This window comes from Streptomyces sp. NPDC048361, from assembly GCF_040651795.1.
In the GTDB taxonomy this organism is placed as follows: domain Bacteria; phylum Actinomycetota; class Actinomycetes; order Streptomycetales; family Streptomycetaceae; genus Streptomyces.
In genome coordinates this window covers 35,741-49,156 of sequence record NZ_JBEZKW010000056.1, presented here as the reverse complement: position 1 = coordinate 49,156, position 13,416 = coordinate 35,741, and the positions used below count along the sequence as shown (strand labels likewise).

General features: G+C 68.4%; 9 protein-coding genes and 2 pseudogenes. 5 read left to right on the top strand and 6 right to left on the bottom strand.

Features of this window, described 5'->3' with window-relative positions; translation table 11 throughout:
- Window positions 1-122: 122 nt before the first annotated feature.
- Window positions 123-893, bottom strand: a complete 771-nt coding sequence (locus AB0D31_RS27175) for an alpha/beta hydrolase (protein WP_362727884.1) — start codon at window positions 891-893, stop codon at window positions 123-125.
- A 134-nt stretch (window positions 894-1,027) separates the two neighbouring features.
- Here AB0D31_RS27175 and AB0D31_RS27170 point away from each other — a divergent pair, with 134 nt between their 5' ends.
- Both AB0D31_RS27170 and AB0D31_RS27165 read left to right on the top strand, forming a co-directional pair.
- On the top strand, window positions 1,028-1,549 hold the full coding sequence (locus AB0D31_RS27170; RefSeq protein ID WP_362727882.1) for a PadR family transcriptional regulator: 522 nt from the start codon (window positions 1,028-1,030) through the stop codon (window positions 1,547-1,549).
- Between the two features lie 238 nt (window positions 1,550-1,787).
- Entirely contained in the window at window positions 1,788-2,054 is a 267-nt protein-coding gene (locus AB0D31_RS27165) for a hypothetical protein (protein WP_362727881.1), read from the top strand.
- A gap of 683 nt (window positions 2,055-2,737) precedes the next feature.
- On the opposite strand, the gene AB0D31_RS27160 is transcribed toward AB0D31_RS27165, so the two are convergent.
- Entirely contained in the window at window positions 2,738-3,259 is a 522-nt protein-coding gene (locus tag AB0D31_RS27160) for a hypothetical protein (RefSeq protein WP_362727879.1), read from the bottom strand.
- A 582-nt stretch (window positions 3,260-3,841) separates the two neighbouring features.
- Here AB0D31_RS27160 and AB0D31_RS27155 point away from each other — a divergent pair.
- The 3 genes and pseudogenes from AB0D31_RS27155 to AB0D31_RS27145 form a co-directional block, all read left to right on the top strand.
- Entirely contained in the window at window positions 3,842-5,053 is a 1,212-nt protein-coding gene (locus tag AB0D31_RS27155) for a cation:proton antiporter (RefSeq protein ID WP_362727877.1), read from the top strand.
- Window positions 5,054-5,171: 118 nt separating this feature from the next.
- Window positions 5,172-6,029 (top strand): carbon-nitrogen hydrolase family protein, encoded by an 858-nt coding sequence (locus AB0D31_RS27150; protein WP_362727875.1) that lies wholly within the window; start codon window positions 5,172-5,174, stop codon window positions 6,027-6,029.
- Between the two features lie 2 nt (window positions 6,030-6,031).
- Window positions 6,032-6,390: pseudogene (locus tag AB0D31_RS27145) on the top strand (NADPH-dependent FMN reductase); the annotation flags it as partial.
- A 351-nt stretch (window positions 6,391-6,741) separates the two neighbouring features.
- On the opposite strand, the gene AB0D31_RS27140 reads toward AB0D31_RS27145, so the two are convergent.
- The 4 genes and pseudogenes from AB0D31_RS27140 to AB0D31_RS27125 all read right to left on the bottom strand — a co-directional run bounded on the left by AB0D31_RS27140 (window position 6,742) and on the right by AB0D31_RS27125 (window position 13,105).
- A complete protein-coding gene (locus tag AB0D31_RS27140; protein ID WP_362727873.1) occupies window positions 6,742-7,893 on the bottom strand; it encodes a DUF6236 family protein in 1,152 nt (383 codons plus the stop codon).
- Between the two features lie 207 nt (window positions 7,894-8,100).
- A complete protein-coding gene (locus AB0D31_RS27135) occupies window positions 8,101-9,090 on the bottom strand; it encodes a M91 family zinc metallopeptidase (RefSeq protein WP_362727893.1) in 990 nt (329 codons plus the stop codon).
- A gap of 96 nt (window positions 9,091-9,186) precedes the next feature.
- Window positions 9,187-9,771: pseudogene (locus AB0D31_RS27130) on the bottom strand (DUF4157 domain-containing protein); the annotation flags it as partial.
- A 658-nt stretch (window positions 9,772-10,429) separates the two neighbouring features.
- The gene (locus AB0D31_RS27125) at window positions 10,430-13,105 is read right to left on the bottom strand and encodes a glycosyl hydrolase (RefSeq protein WP_362727871.1); all 2,676 of its coding nucleotides are present in this window, start codon (window positions 13,103-13,105) and stop codon (window positions 10,430-10,432) included.
- Window positions 13,106-13,416 lie beyond the last annotated feature (311 nt).

Here is a 13,416-nt window from a genome sequence, read left to right as displayed (position 1 = left end):
CCCCTACCTCGTGCCTACCTCGCTCGACTCCCCGGCCTTCGTCTTGCCCACCCCCCTTCTCACCCCCGCCGTCGTGCAGACCCCCCTCCTCACCCCTGCCCACGCCCTGCCCGCGCGCGCACTCATCGCAATTCGGCAACCTGTCCGGCCACGTCGCGGACGAACGCCTCCGGCTGGTCGAACATGACGTTGTGTCCAGCGTCCGCGACCGTCACGACCCTGACGCCCGAAGCGACGAGCTCGGCACGCCCCGGCAGATCCTCGCCCAGTCCACCCACCACATAGACGCGCTCAGCCGTTAGCTTCATCAGCAGTTGACGCATCGTCGGCTCCGTACCGCGCACGAGGCCGATGGCCGTGCGGTACAGCCCGAGCGGGTCGGCCAGGCGCATGGTCGACGCCCACTGGGGGTCGATCCGAGCCAGCACTTCCGCGAAGCCTCCACCCCGCACGAACGCGTCCTCCGTATAGGACGCGATGCCGCTGCTGCCCGCCGCGGGCGTCGGGTTGGGGTCGAGGTTGGCCTCGGTCAGAACGAGCCGGGCGACCAGGTCGGGGCGGCGGTCGGCGAGCACGATGGCCACCGCGCCGCCCATGCTGTGCGCCACCAGCTCGGCCCCCGTCACGCGCGCCGCGTCGAGGGCCGCCGCGAGTGCGCCCGCGTGGTCCTCCAAGGTGTAGTCGAAATCGGAGGGCCGGTCGCTGATCCCGTGTCCGGGCAGATCGACGAAGAGCTGACGGCGCCCCGCGAGCGCCCGGTGACCCGCGATGTGCGCGTGGTAGACCGCCGACATCGAACCCAGGCCGTGCACATACACGAGGGCAGGCTCGTCCCCCGCGCACTCCGTCCACCGGACCCGGCTCCCCCGCCCGTCGAACTCCGCCTCCCGCATCGCACATCCCGCCCTCGCGTCGTCACCCGGGCGCCCGGTCGCTCGACCGGCTCGCCGCCCCTCACGGTCGACCATACATCGTTCGCGTAGTACTACGTCAACGATGTACTTCATCGGTGCGGCACAATACAGCCATGCTCGAACTCTCGATCCTGGGATTCCTCTATGAAGCGCCGCTGCACGGCTACGAGCTGCGCAAGCGCATCACCGCGCTCACGGGTCATGTGCGGCCGGTCGGCGAGAGCACGCTCTACCCGGCGATCAAACGCCTGGAGAAGGCGGGACTGTTGGCCCGTGAGACCCAGCCGGGGGCGGCGGCCGCGCCGCGCCACATGCTCACTCTGACCCCGGCGGGCCGGCGCGACCTCCTGAACCGGCTCTCCCATCCGGGCCGTCTCGACGTCACCGATGAGAATCGCTGGTTCACCCTGCTCGCGTTCCTGCGCCATCTGCCCGACGCGGCGGACCAGGCCGCGGTACTGCGCCGCCGGCTCGCCTTCCTTGAGGAGCCCGCGAGCTTCTTCTACGACGGTGAACGGCCGGTAGCTGCCGAGGAGTTGGATGATCCCTTCCGCCGCGGCATGCTCACGATCGCGCGGGCCACCAGCGTCACTGAACTGAAATGGCTACGGACGACGCTGCGTTCCCTGGAGTAGAACCGTTCCCGGAGACCGGCGGAGGCGAGATCCCTGGCCGCATCCCCCTATCTGCCGGACAGGCGCCAACTCTACGGTGGTGACGACCATTTCAAAGATTGACTCCGACGAACCGCGCCGCACCGCGCCTCGCCGCACTGGACTCCACTGCGCTGCACGCCCAGCACCGCACAGAACACCGCGGCGACGCACCGCAGCGCGTCCCGTCGGAGGCCGTCAACGGAAAGGTGGCCTGCACATGTTCGCGAGATTCCACAGATCGGCCCGCCCCCAACCGTCCGCCGAACGTCATCACAACATCTTCGAGGCCGCGGCCGCGTACGTGACGGCCTGTGCGGAGGACGATCAGGAAAGGCTCGACGAGGCAGCGGGCTGGGTGTCGCCGGAAGCCCTCTCATTCGGGGTGCGCGAACTCGCGTGCCGGGCGGTCGTCGCGCTGGCCCGCGAACAGAACCGGTCCCCGCGCGCGGTCGCCGAGGAACTGATGGGCCTGCCCGCTTCCTGACAGGTACCCCTGGTTCCTGACCGGCACCCTGGTCATGAGCGGAGCCGGATGACGGGTGCGGCTGCGGGTGCGGCTGCGGCTGCGGCTGCGGCTGCGGCGCCAGGGTGGACGTATCCGCGCTCGTCGAAGCGGGCAGCCACTGTGGTCCCGCCAGCCTGTGTCTGTCTGACCACTCGCCTGTGAGCTGCTACCTCACGAGGACGACGGAGTTGATCGGCGTCATATCCTGCAGGTCATATTCCCCCGTGGCGCGGGAGACACAGGAGCAGTTGACGCCGTTGTAGCCATAGCAAACCGTGAAGCCGACCCCGCCGGTCTGGCTGTTGACCACACACGCTTGCCTGTGACGTTCGACAGGTTGTGGGCACCGTAGCTGTAGAAGATGTTCTGGTTCAGAATGGCGCCGTTCGTCTCACGGATGCAGAACGCACCTGATGGGCAGGGAGTTGCGGCCGAGGCTTCAGGGGCTGCTGCGAGGCCTAATGTGCTTACGGTGGAGACCAACCCTGCCGCGGTCAAGGCCAAGTTGCGCATGGTTCCTCCCGCTCCCTAATGCTGTCTCTGGTTGGGCACGCCCTGCATTGAAACGTAGCCCTCGCTTGCTGACCTGGTGAGACGCCGGGTAGTTCGACAATGCCGGGGCTCGGTGCTCGCAAACGGCCTGGCTATGGCGGAAGTCTCATTCACCGGGCGTGCGTGGGGCGCCTGGGGGTCCGCCGTAGGTGACGGCGCGTCGCCGGCACGAGGAGCACAGCGCCGATGAAGAAGAAGCCGTTGATCAGCATGTCCTTCCAGAAGTCCCACGACCCCCTCTCTATGCGCTTCTCGCTCGTCCCCAGCAGCCCGTGCGGGGTGAGCCCCACCGCCTCGGTGATGTTCTCCACGAGCCCCGGCACACCGCGCACCGTCAGGAGCACGCACCCGATGACCAGCGGCACCCGCACCAAGCACCCGGGCGCCCGAGCACCCCATGGCCGTACCGTCGCGAGGACGCAGACCGCTCCGGCACCGGACATGAGGGTGATGAGCCCGTCGTAGGCGAGGAACAACCACAGCGGTCCGCCGCCGTTGGGACCGGTGCTGACGCTGTCGGGGTCGTACGCGCCCATGACGCCCATTTGAACGTGCCAGACAAAGCTGACTCCGAGCCAGGCGGCGGCGGAATAGGCCCAACCAGGGCTGAAGCGTGCGTTGTTGGTCTGCATGCCACGACGCTACGGAGCACGGAACGCCGCCCGCATCGGCCGAGGGGATGGACCGGGCCCCCTCGGGCGGTGGAGGGGGTGTCGGCAGATCGGCGTACAGGGTCGGTACTCGCGCTGATGGCTACGGCATCCCTGCACAGAGGGCTAGTCGGCCCGCGGGCCGACTCCTGCGCCGACAAGGTGTCCCGTCAGCCGGACCCGCCCAGCCGCAGGGGCTGTGATCGAGCGGCGCCCCGGCAGCACCGACGATCGCACCTGGTCTGGTCCTGGGAGTGTGGATGCCCCGGCGACGGACGCCATCGAACCGAACCACGAGATCGGCAACTGGCGACTGTTCCACTTACCCCGGCGATTCCCCCAGCGGGCCCTGAACGCAGTCGCGGGATCCGGTGGGAACCGGGCTGGGACGACAGTGGCCCGAAGGCGGCTCCGGGTTGGGACAGCGCGCCACAGCCGGAGCGCGCGGGTGTTCGGGACGGCCTCCCCGGAAGCGGAGCCGGAAGCCATATCGGCCACGGCAGCCGCCTGGACGCGCGCGACGCATGGCGACGGTTTTGCCCGAATTTATGCTAGGCAGTGGACATGTCGCATCCCGGGACGCTCATCCTGATCATGGCCATCGCGGTGCTCGCCCCGCTCCTCGCCTACGCGGCAGCCCGCCGGCTGACCGTGCCAGTGGCGATCTTCGAGATCGGCCTCGGCATCGCGATCGGCCCCGACGCCCTGGGCTGGGCCCGCCCCGACGAACTCATCAACACCCTGTCCAACTTGGGTCTTTCGATGCTGATCTTCCTGGCGGGGTACGAGATCGAGTTCGCCGCCGTACGCGGGGACACGCTGCGCCGAGCCGTCGGCGCGTGGGTGCTGACGCTTGCGGTCGCCCTGGGGATCGCGTTCGCCCTGACCGGCGCTCAGGCCACCAAGAGCTTCGTCATCGGTACGGCGCTCACCAGCACCGCGCTCGGCGCCGTGCTGCCGATGCTGCGCGACTCGGGTGTTCTGCACAGCCGGTTCGGCACCGTGGTGATGGCGTTCGGCGCGGTCGGCGAGTTCGGGCCGATCATCGCGATGGCGCTGCTGCTCAGCGGGCGCGCGCCGGGCGCGGCCACCGCCGTCCTCGCCGCGTTCGCCGCGGTGACCGCGGGAGCCGTCTACTGGGCGATGCGCCCGCGCCCGCCGTGGTTCGCCCGGATCGTCGCCACCACGCTGCACACCAGCGGCCAGTTCGCGGTCCGTCTGGTGATGTTGCTGCTTGCCGCCATGCTCGGACTGTCCGTCGCGTTCGGACTCGACACCCTGCTCGGCGCGTTCGCCGCCGGCCTGCTCACGCGCCTGATCCTCAACGGCGCGGCCCCGGAAAGCAGCGCGGAAGTCCTCGGCAAGATCGAGGCGATGGGCTTCGGATTCCTGGTGCCGGTCTTCTTCATCGTCACCGGCATCAACTTCGACCTCCACGCGTTGCTCAGCGGCGGCCGACCCCTTCTGCTGCTCCCCATCTTCCTACTGCTGTTCCTTTTCCTGCGCGGCGTCCCCGCCGGGCTCCTCGCACCCCGCGACCTGTCCCGCCGCGAACGGACCTCGCTGATGCTCTACTGCGCCACCTCCCTGCCCCTCGTGGTTGCGATCACCACCATTGGCGTCGACGACGGCGTACTGGGAAAGGGCGAGGCCGCAGCGCTGGTGGGCGCGGCCATGCTCTCCATCCTGGGCTTCCCACTCCTGGCCCTCAAAGCCCTTGCCCCCCACCAGGCCCGCCAGGCCAACGGCGTGACGCAACCGTCGGAAACCTGGTGAGCGGCACAGCTTCGTCCATTTGGTGACGGTCCGTCCGTTTCGCGGGCGGGGCGTGAGTCAGGTACAAGGATGCCCTGGGCGCTCCTATCCGCATTTGCTCGGGGTAGTTTGGCCCGCCATGGATGATCTTCATGCCCTGCCCTCTGGCCCGCTCACCGTGGCGGCCGGTCAGGCGACCTGCACTGCACTGGATATCCCCGCGAACGTTGCCGTCGTCGCCGACTTGGTCCGCCGCGCCGCCGACCAGGGAGCTGACCTGCTGGTCCTTCCGGAGCTCTTCCTCACCGGCTACGAGCTGCCGGGAATCGCGGCCCACCCCGAGTCCTCCACCCTGAACGCCACGGACTCCCGGCTGGACCCGCTGGCCGCTGTCTGCGCCGAGACCCGCACCGCCGTGGTGGCCGGAGCGCCCACCCACAACCCGCAATCCCGGCGGCTGCACATCTCCGCCCTGGTCCTGGGCCGCGACGGCCGATTCGCCGCCCAATACGACAAGCAGCACGCCACTCCAAGCGAGCGCGCGGCCGGCTTCAGCCCCGGCACCCGCGGGTGCACCCTCACCCTTGACGGCTGGCGTCTCGGACTCGGCATCTGCTGGGACTCCGGCTACCCCGAGCACGCCCGCGCCGCCGTGCTCGACGGCTGCCACGCGTACCTGGTCGGCGCGATGTTCGGCCGAGGCCCCGGCGCCCACCAGCGCGCCACGGTCTTCCCGGCACGGGCCCTGGACAACACCAGTTACGTCCTCCTCGCCAACCACAGCGGGCCCAGCGGTGCGTACCACGGCTGCGGCGGCAGTGCGGTCTGGAACCCGGACGGCACCTTGCTCGTCGACGCGGGCACCGTCGGCCCCGGACTGGCCACTGCCCGTCTCGATCCGCAGGTCCTGGCGAGGTGCCGGGGCGAGGAGCCGGTACTGGTCGACCCCTCACTCAGGGCCCCGGCACATCCCCGACGCGGTGTCACCCTCGTCTGACCTTTGCCGAAGCCACCAGCAAGCGATGGATGACCCGCGCCTGAGCGACAAACTCGCCTCCGGATTCACCAACTCCGGCTCCATGAGCGGGGACAAGATGCATACCCTGCAGTACTTTGCCGTCCTGGCCGCCCAGCACGGCATGCTCTGGGTGAGCCTGGGACTGCTGCCGGGCTGGAACACCACGACCTCCGGCCCCGAGGACGACAACCGGCTCGGCTTCTACCTCGGTGCGGGTGCGCAGAGCTTCAACGACAGCGCCGATGTCCATGCGGCCGACCTCAGCACTGCGCGCCACCTCGGCCGCCGCGTCGCCGAGCAGACCCGCATCCACTGCGACGGGCCGGCCGCCCAGCGGTAGTTCGGCCGTACGGACATCCCTGCCGCTCGGCTCGCCCCTACCGGGCGGCCGGGTGACAGGGGGCTCACAGGGCTCGCGGACACTCCGCCCATGCCGCTGGGCGCGCCCGATCGATGCTGATTGATACTGATTGATGCGAACGTGCAGCACTGGGTCGGCCGGACACCCACGCATGACCTGAGAGGGTGCGTGCCGCCTCGCAAGCGCTGGTCATGCCACCTTCCCCGTCCGGTACGAGATGTGGTGGGGCACCGATACGGCGTGTGCCTCCGACAGACGGAAGTGCGGCACGTGATCCTGGTGCTCTGGAGACCGAGGGGCACCAGCACTCACGGGGCTGCGACCTGAGCGTCAGACGGGAAAGCGCAGCCGGGGCCGCCTCGGTATGTGTTCCGCGGCGAGCAGATAGGCAACAGGAGAGTCTGTTCTCTGTTGCCGGAGGGCTTTCAGGCGGCCGGCGATGTACGGAACGACGGTGAGGGCGACTGCCCCAGCTCCTATGGCTGGCTGGCCTGCGGTAACGGCCAGGGCGCCCAGCGCGGTGCCGGAGACGGCCCCGAGGTCCACCTTCAGTCCCAGTGTGCCCACCGTTGACTCGACTCCGAATGCGCGCAGCGCGCGGCGTAGTTCGTCCAGTTGCGGTTTGGTCGCCCGCTCGTAGAGCGCCTGTAGGTGGGCATGGGCAAGGTCGAGGTTCTCGACAGTGGCGATCTGTCCGAGTTCGGTCGCGAGGGAGTCGACGTGCGCGTAAAAAGCGGCGAGTTCGGGCGCGTGTCTCTGCCGGAAGGCCACCAGCCGGGACACCGGCACGGCGGCAATTCGCTCGGGCCGGATCACTGCGCGGAGCGAGAGATGGACGTAAGCGGCCCGAGTGTCGTGCAGGGCTGGGGTCACAGACAGGTTGAGCAGGTCGGCGAGGCGGTCGAGGGCGCCCACCGCGTGGTGCATCCGCGGGTCGTCGGTCACGGGTGACAGTGCGTTGTGGCGGGCGACGGTGTCAGCCAGAGCGGTGAGGTAGACGGCGCCCAGCCGGGGGTGGAGCCCGACCCACGGATCGCGCCTGTCGACTTGAACGGCCAGCCCGGCCTCAAGCAATTGGCGCCGCAGCGTGGACGACATCTTGGTACCGGTTCCGCCGCAGTAGATCCACAGCAGGGCGGGATGGTGCTCGTGCTCTGTCACCCTTTGGCTGGGCGGCGGGAACAGGTCCTCAGAGACACTGAGCGTGGGGTTTGCCGCTTGTAGACGCAGAGTGTTCAGTTCCCAGACCAGGTCCTCGCAGCCGAGGAGTTCGAAGAAGGCGTCGGCAACTGTCTCCAGATCGTGCCTGCTCGGAGTGACCTCCCGCAGTAGATCACTCTCTCCGCGGATCGCCCGGACCACCTCGCTGTCGCGATCATCGACCGTATGAGGCCGGAGTCTGACGATCCTCTCCCATGACAGCAGCGCCAGCTTCAGCCAGTCGGTGTCCTGAAAGTGCATCCACGGGTAGTACAGAGCCATAGATGCCATTGCCCCTCCAGGTTCTCAACGCGCCGTAACCTCACCCTGACCGAGTCACGTTTACGGCGGAAGGGCCAGTCGCCATCCTTGAGCGAGAACACCCAGGCTCGTTGCGACGGGACGGAGCAGCTCGAACGGCGCGTACCTGGCGCGGGCGTCATCTCCCGCCACCATTCCGGTGATGTGGTGGCGGGGGCGTACGTGCGGTCAGTAGGAGGTGCGGCGCGGCAGTCCGTGCTCGTCACGGAGACCATTCTCCGTCGTGTAGTTCTCCATGAGCTGGTTGAGGAGGAAGACAGTCGCCTCGGGGTGGCCGCTGTCGATGCCCACGGTCTCCAGCTCTTCGGCCTGGGGTTCGAGCGCGTGCGTGAGGCTGAGGCCCCGCTGGTTGTGCAGCGCGTGGATCAGTTCATGTCCGTAGGTGATGAACGCTGGTGTCACTGGGTCCTGTGGCCTGCGGTTGGTCTCGGGGTCCGCGCGCCCGGGGACACTGTCGTGGTAGTTCTGCTCCAGGGACATGTCGCTGGCCGACGGATCCCCGGGAACGAGGCCGCCGTTCTGAAGGAGCGCACGACCCTGGTTGGGGTTGACCGGACCCACCTGAGCGTCGTCATGATAAGCACCCGGCGCGAGTCCGAGGGCTTCGCCGACCTCTGCCAGACGGTCGGAGCTGATGGCGCTGATGCTCACCCCGGGCGCGTCGGCGTTGACTGCCCCGGTCAGTCCCTGGAGCAGACCGCGTCCCATCGGCCGGGACATCAGCCGGGCGTTCATGGAGTGCACGGATGTTCTGAACTCCGGCGTCGTCGCATCATTCCGCTCTCCCCGGTCCGTCACGCTGATTCCGGTATTGGTGCTGAGTCGGGACCAGGTCATCTGGGCCATTGCCTCGGCGTCATCGTCGGCGAAATCTGTCATATAGGGCTGAAGAGCGTGCGCGACGACGAACTCGATGTATCTGTGGTGTTCCTGCTGAATGTCGTCCATCACGGTCGCCATCAAGTTTCTGGCGTTGTCATTCGCGGTGGAGTTGGCCGTGAACCAGGCGTAGACCTCGTGCTCAAGAGTGTCGAGCGCCTGACCCCAGGCGTTGGTCGCCTCCTGCGTCGGCTCTGGCTGCTGGTGGCCCGACCTGATGCCGGCCAGGCGATTCCGGAAGGTGCGGGACTGGTTCTGCACACGCGCCCAGGCGATCATCCGCTGGACTGGAACATCCTGACCTGCCGCGCGCGCGGGGGCAGGGGACGTTGTCAGGGCGGTGACCGATCCTCCGGAGACGACCTCGTGGGCGACCGCTTCCGCCTCCCGCTCGAAACGGTCGGACGGGTCGGAGACGGTGAGCCCCGCGCCGTTGTCGGTGCCCGCGACCGGTCCCCGGCGCTGCTGGATCACATGGGTCAGCTCGTGTGCCAGCGTGTGGCGGCCTGCCCCGCCCTCGCCGATGACCACATGGCTGCCCGAGGTGTAGGCATGCGCACCGACCTCGGCGGCCGACGCCCTCGCCACCGAATCGTCGTGAATGCGGACATCGGAGAAGTCCGCGTCAAGCCGGCTCTCCATCTCTGTTCTGGTCGCGTCATCCATAGGACGTCCTCCGGAGCGGAAGACGTCGTGAAGGGCAGAGCGCTGTACCGCAGGTGCTGACTGCGCAGGGGATTGCTGGTGGCCGCAGCCGGCCCCGTGCTGGTGCTGCTCGGACTGGGCCCCGGCATGGCCGGACGCCCGGAGCATCTGGACGACGGCCGCATTACCCGCGCTGCTTTGCAGGGCAGGAAGCCCCCACGGTATGCCTCCGCTTCGGGTGGTAGGTCTGGCAGAAGCTCGGGAGCGGAGGGGCTTGATGCCCTCAGGACTGTGAGTCTGGTCGTTGCTGTGCATCTGATCCTCTCGCGAGCTGCTGCCGCCAGGGGGGCAACGTGGCGGACTAAGACACCGGTTGAGGCCTCATGACAAGTGCACGAGGATGTCAAATGATGCTAACCACTCTCTGACGTCGCCAGCTGCCGTGGGTCGCGGAGGAGTCATCTCCAGCCCGCTCCCCGACCCCTGCGCACCCTGTGGCGTTGCCGAGCAGGTCCTCGCGTTCGGCCATCGCTCTTCTGCGAACCACTGAGGCTGGTAGCTGTCGCCGTGGCAGACCCGAGCCCATGTGAGCGTGCTCGGCGAACTCCGGCTGCAGCGCGCAGCAGCTCGCGCAGGAGCGGTCGACCGGGGTGCCGTAGTAGTTGACCCACGGGTCGGTGGGGTCGGGCGTGGCAGGCGTCGGAGTGGGCGCGGTGGGTGGGATGCCGAGGTTCTGCCGGGTACTGGGGGATCTGACCCGACTCCGCGACCTCGCCGAGTGCTCCACCTCTGCGGCCGGCCCGCGCTCGTGGGCCCCGGAGCGCGCGGACACGCGCAATGTCGCCCCTGCTGTCGGGTGTGCCGGGCGAGGTGGACATGAAAAGGGCCGGCGCGGTCCCGGGGAAGGGCCCGCGCCGACCGTCCGCACAGAGAGGTCACCTTGTGCGAGGGGATGAGCAGAAAGGTGAAGGGATCAGTTGGTACGCCCCTTCAGACGCCACGGATCGAACGACCAGATGCCGCGCCCGTGAGTGGCGGCGTACAGGTCGCCGTCCGGGCCGACGCGCAGTTGCAGCACGGCGGTGGTGGGCAGGTTCTTGCCGAGGACCTGCCACTGTGCGGCGCCGGCCGGCCGGTAGAAAGTGGCGAGGTCGGTGCCGAGGGCGAGGCCGCCGTTCGACAGGAGCTTGACCGTGTTCGCAGGAACGTCCGGCAGGTTGCCGGAGATGTCCGTCCAACTTGCGCCGCCGTCGCGGGACTCGAAGACGTGGCCGATGCCCGCTCCGGGACCCTCCGTGAACTTTCGCGAGAAGCCGTTGACCGCGACGTACACGTGCTGGGCGTTGGCCGGGTCGATCTCGAAGCCGGAGATGTAGCGGTTCGGGATCGTTCCGTCGACGGGCAGGTTGAGCTGGTGCCAGCCGGTGCCGTCGGCGTTGCCGACCGCGATGCCGCGCGCGAAGCCCTGGTTGTTGCATGGCCCGCACCAGCCGACGTACACCGTCCCGCCCGAGGATGCCACGGCGGTGGCCACATGTCCGTCACCCAGGTCGTACGCATTCTTCCACTCGGTGCCCGAGCGGATCGCGAAGCCCTTGGTCTGTACCCACACGTGACGGCCGCCTGCCACCCAGGTGTTGGTGTCCTTGGCGTCGGAGGAGATGGGGGCGATGAAGCGGGCGCCGCTCCCGCCGAGGTCCTTGTCCGGCGGGGCGACCTCGTATTCGGTCGCCTTCGTCGGGTCGTCGACCCAACTCCCGTTGTTCACACCGCAGTTCTGCGTGACCCACATATCGAGGTAGACATACTCGTTCGCGATGTTGCAGCCGTTGGCCGCGTCCGTGATGGTGTCTCCGCCGTCGCCACCGAAGTCGGAGCCCATGACCTTGTCGTGGCCGCGCAGGATCGACTGGCCATTGTCCTGGAGACCGCCGGTGACGGAGACGCCGCCGTGGTCGAGGTCCTTGCCGACGCCGACCGAGTAGTACTGCAGGACGTCGAGAGTGCCGTCATTCAGGGACTGCCAGTCCTTGGCGTGGCCGCCCGAGTCGACCGCACCGTTCAGCGGCCGCCGGTAGATGCCGCCGTCGTTGCCGACATAGGCGTACGTCTTGCCCCCGTACGAGCCGACCGCGACAGCGTGCTGGTCGGAGTGCGTGGTCGGCGAGCAGTCGCCGGTCTGCTTGGCCGGGTCGATGCTCCAGCAGGGGAACGGGAAGTTCCAGTACGGGCCCGGGGTGATCCAGCTCGTGCCGCCGTTCTTGGTCTCGAAGACCTCTTCCAAACCCAGGTAGACGTGGTCGGGGTTGTTCGGGTCGACCTGGAGGAACTGGTTGTACCAGGACTGGATGCCGGGCATGTAGCCCGCGCCCTGGAGCGCCGAACCCGAATTCCGCAACTTGGTGTAATCGGCGATCTGCGTCCAGGGACCGAACGGCGAACCCGACTTGGACACGTACACGCCCTTGAGGCCGCTGTCCGGGTTGCTGTCGGTCTGCGCCGGTGACTGGTCGATCGCGTACAGGCGGGAGCCGTCGGCCGCCGCACCGAACGTCACATTGCCGACGTCGTCGCTGCCCGTAGGCAGGTCACCGAGGCCGCCGGCGGGTTTCCAACTTCCGTCCGCCTGCTGGGAGTAGAGCCCGTTGTAGGTGTCGCCGCCCCGCCAGCCGACGGCGAGCAGTACCTTGGAGGGGTCCTTCGGGTCGACCGCAATGTCATTGGCTATGTTCTTGTACGGGGCCGACTCGTCGTCCGCCTTCGAACCGCCCGGCAGGTAGTCCGGGTTGGGGGCGAACTCCATCTTCCACGGGCCCGACAGCGTAGTGGTGGAGTGCGACCACACGCCCCGGCTGGTGGCCGCCCACACCTTGGTGCCGGCGAACCGCAGGGCGTGGATGACCGTGGACTCCAGCTCGGCCCCGCCCACCCGGCCGCCCGGCTGGAACTGTCCGTGCTGCGGATCGGACAGGACGTAGACGCCCGTGCCCACGAAGGACGTTGCTCCGGTGTTCGACTCGCCGGTCGCGTACCAGAGGCGCTTGGAACCGTCGAGCGCGAGGGTGCCGGTCGACAGCGAGGGCAGCTTGTCGGCGATCGGCTCCCAGTGCCCGCCGCCGGTCTTCGACCGGAAGACGCCCCCATTGGCGCCGCCCGCGTACACGTAGCCCTGGTCGTCGGCGGCGATCCCGGTGATCCGACCCGTCACCTTCCCCGACCCGCCGCTGGAGTTGGAATTGATGTCGCGGTAACGCGGGTCGTCGGAGTCGTACGCCTTCTTCGTGACATGGTCCCAGTCGCCCGCGGTGTGCCGCATCGACTGCAACTGCGCCCAGGCCGCCCCGTACGCGCCGGGCGCCACCACACCGGGGGCGGTCCGGGCCTCGGTGTACTGGGCGGTGCCTTCAGCGGAGTTCTCCGCCTCGTCCGAGCCGTCGTCACCGCTCTCGGACGCGGCAAAGGCGGACATTCCCTTGCCCGCCTGCACCGCTTTGGTGTGCTGCTTGCCTATGTCGGCCTGGTGGCGCGCGTTCCAGGGCCGGGGTCTGGTGTCACCGGATGCCGCGAACGACTGGGTGCCCAGCAGTCCGAATGCGGCGGCCACGACGGTGCAGGTGATGAACCGTCGCCGATGCCGTTGGGGCATCATGCGCTCTCCTCCCTGTGCCGGGCACGGGATATGGCCCGACGCGGGAGAGATCTTGGCGTGTGCGCGACATTCCGAACAGGGGCCGGGAAAAAGGATGACCGGGAGTTTGCCCTGTACCCGGATCGACAACTTACCGCAGGAATAGGGTAATTGGGGCTGCGGTGCCGATGTCGGACGGCCGTGGCGCATGGTGCGGGCCGGCTTCTGGGCTCCGGCGGCCACGTCGCCACGGCGACCGTTCCACCGGAGCCCCCAAACGAACGAGAAGGCCCATACGGGACTGCGGGCCCCTTGCCACCGCACGCCGAAGA

Coding starts and splice junctions, on each gene's coding strand:
- AB0D31_RS27160 (WP_362727879.1), bottom strand. CDS start 3,259: ATGCAGACCAACAACGCACGCTTCAGCCCTGGTTGGGCCTATTCCGCC.
- AB0D31_RS27140 (WP_362727873.1), bottom strand. CDS start 7,893: ATGGCTCTGTACTACCCGTGGATGCACTTTCAGGACACCGACTGGCTG.
- AB0D31_RS27150 (WP_362727875.1), top strand. CDS start 5,172: ATGGATGATCTTCATGCCCTGCCCTCTGGCCCGCTCACCGTGGCGGCC.
- AB0D31_RS27125 (WP_362727871.1), bottom strand. CDS start 13,105: ATGATGCCCCAACGGCATCGGCGACGGTTCATCACCTGCACCGTCGTG.
- AB0D31_RS27165 (WP_362727881.1), top strand. CDS start 1,788: ATGTTCGCGAGATTCCACAGATCGGCCCGCCCCCAACCGTCCGCCGAA.
- AB0D31_RS27170 (WP_362727882.1), top strand. CDS start 1,028: ATGCTCGAACTCTCGATCCTGGGATTCCTCTATGAAGCGCCGCTGCAC.
- AB0D31_RS27155 (WP_362727877.1), top strand. CDS start 3,842: ATGTCGCATCCCGGGACGCTCATCCTGATCATGGCCATCGCGGTGCTC.
- AB0D31_RS27135 (WP_362727893.1), bottom strand. CDS start 9,090: ATGATCGCCTGGGCGCGTGTGCAGAACCAGTCCCGCACCTTCCGGAAT.
- AB0D31_RS27175 (WP_362727884.1), bottom strand. CDS start 893: ATGCGGGAGGCGGAGTTCGACGGGCGGGGGAGCCGGGTCCGGTGGACG.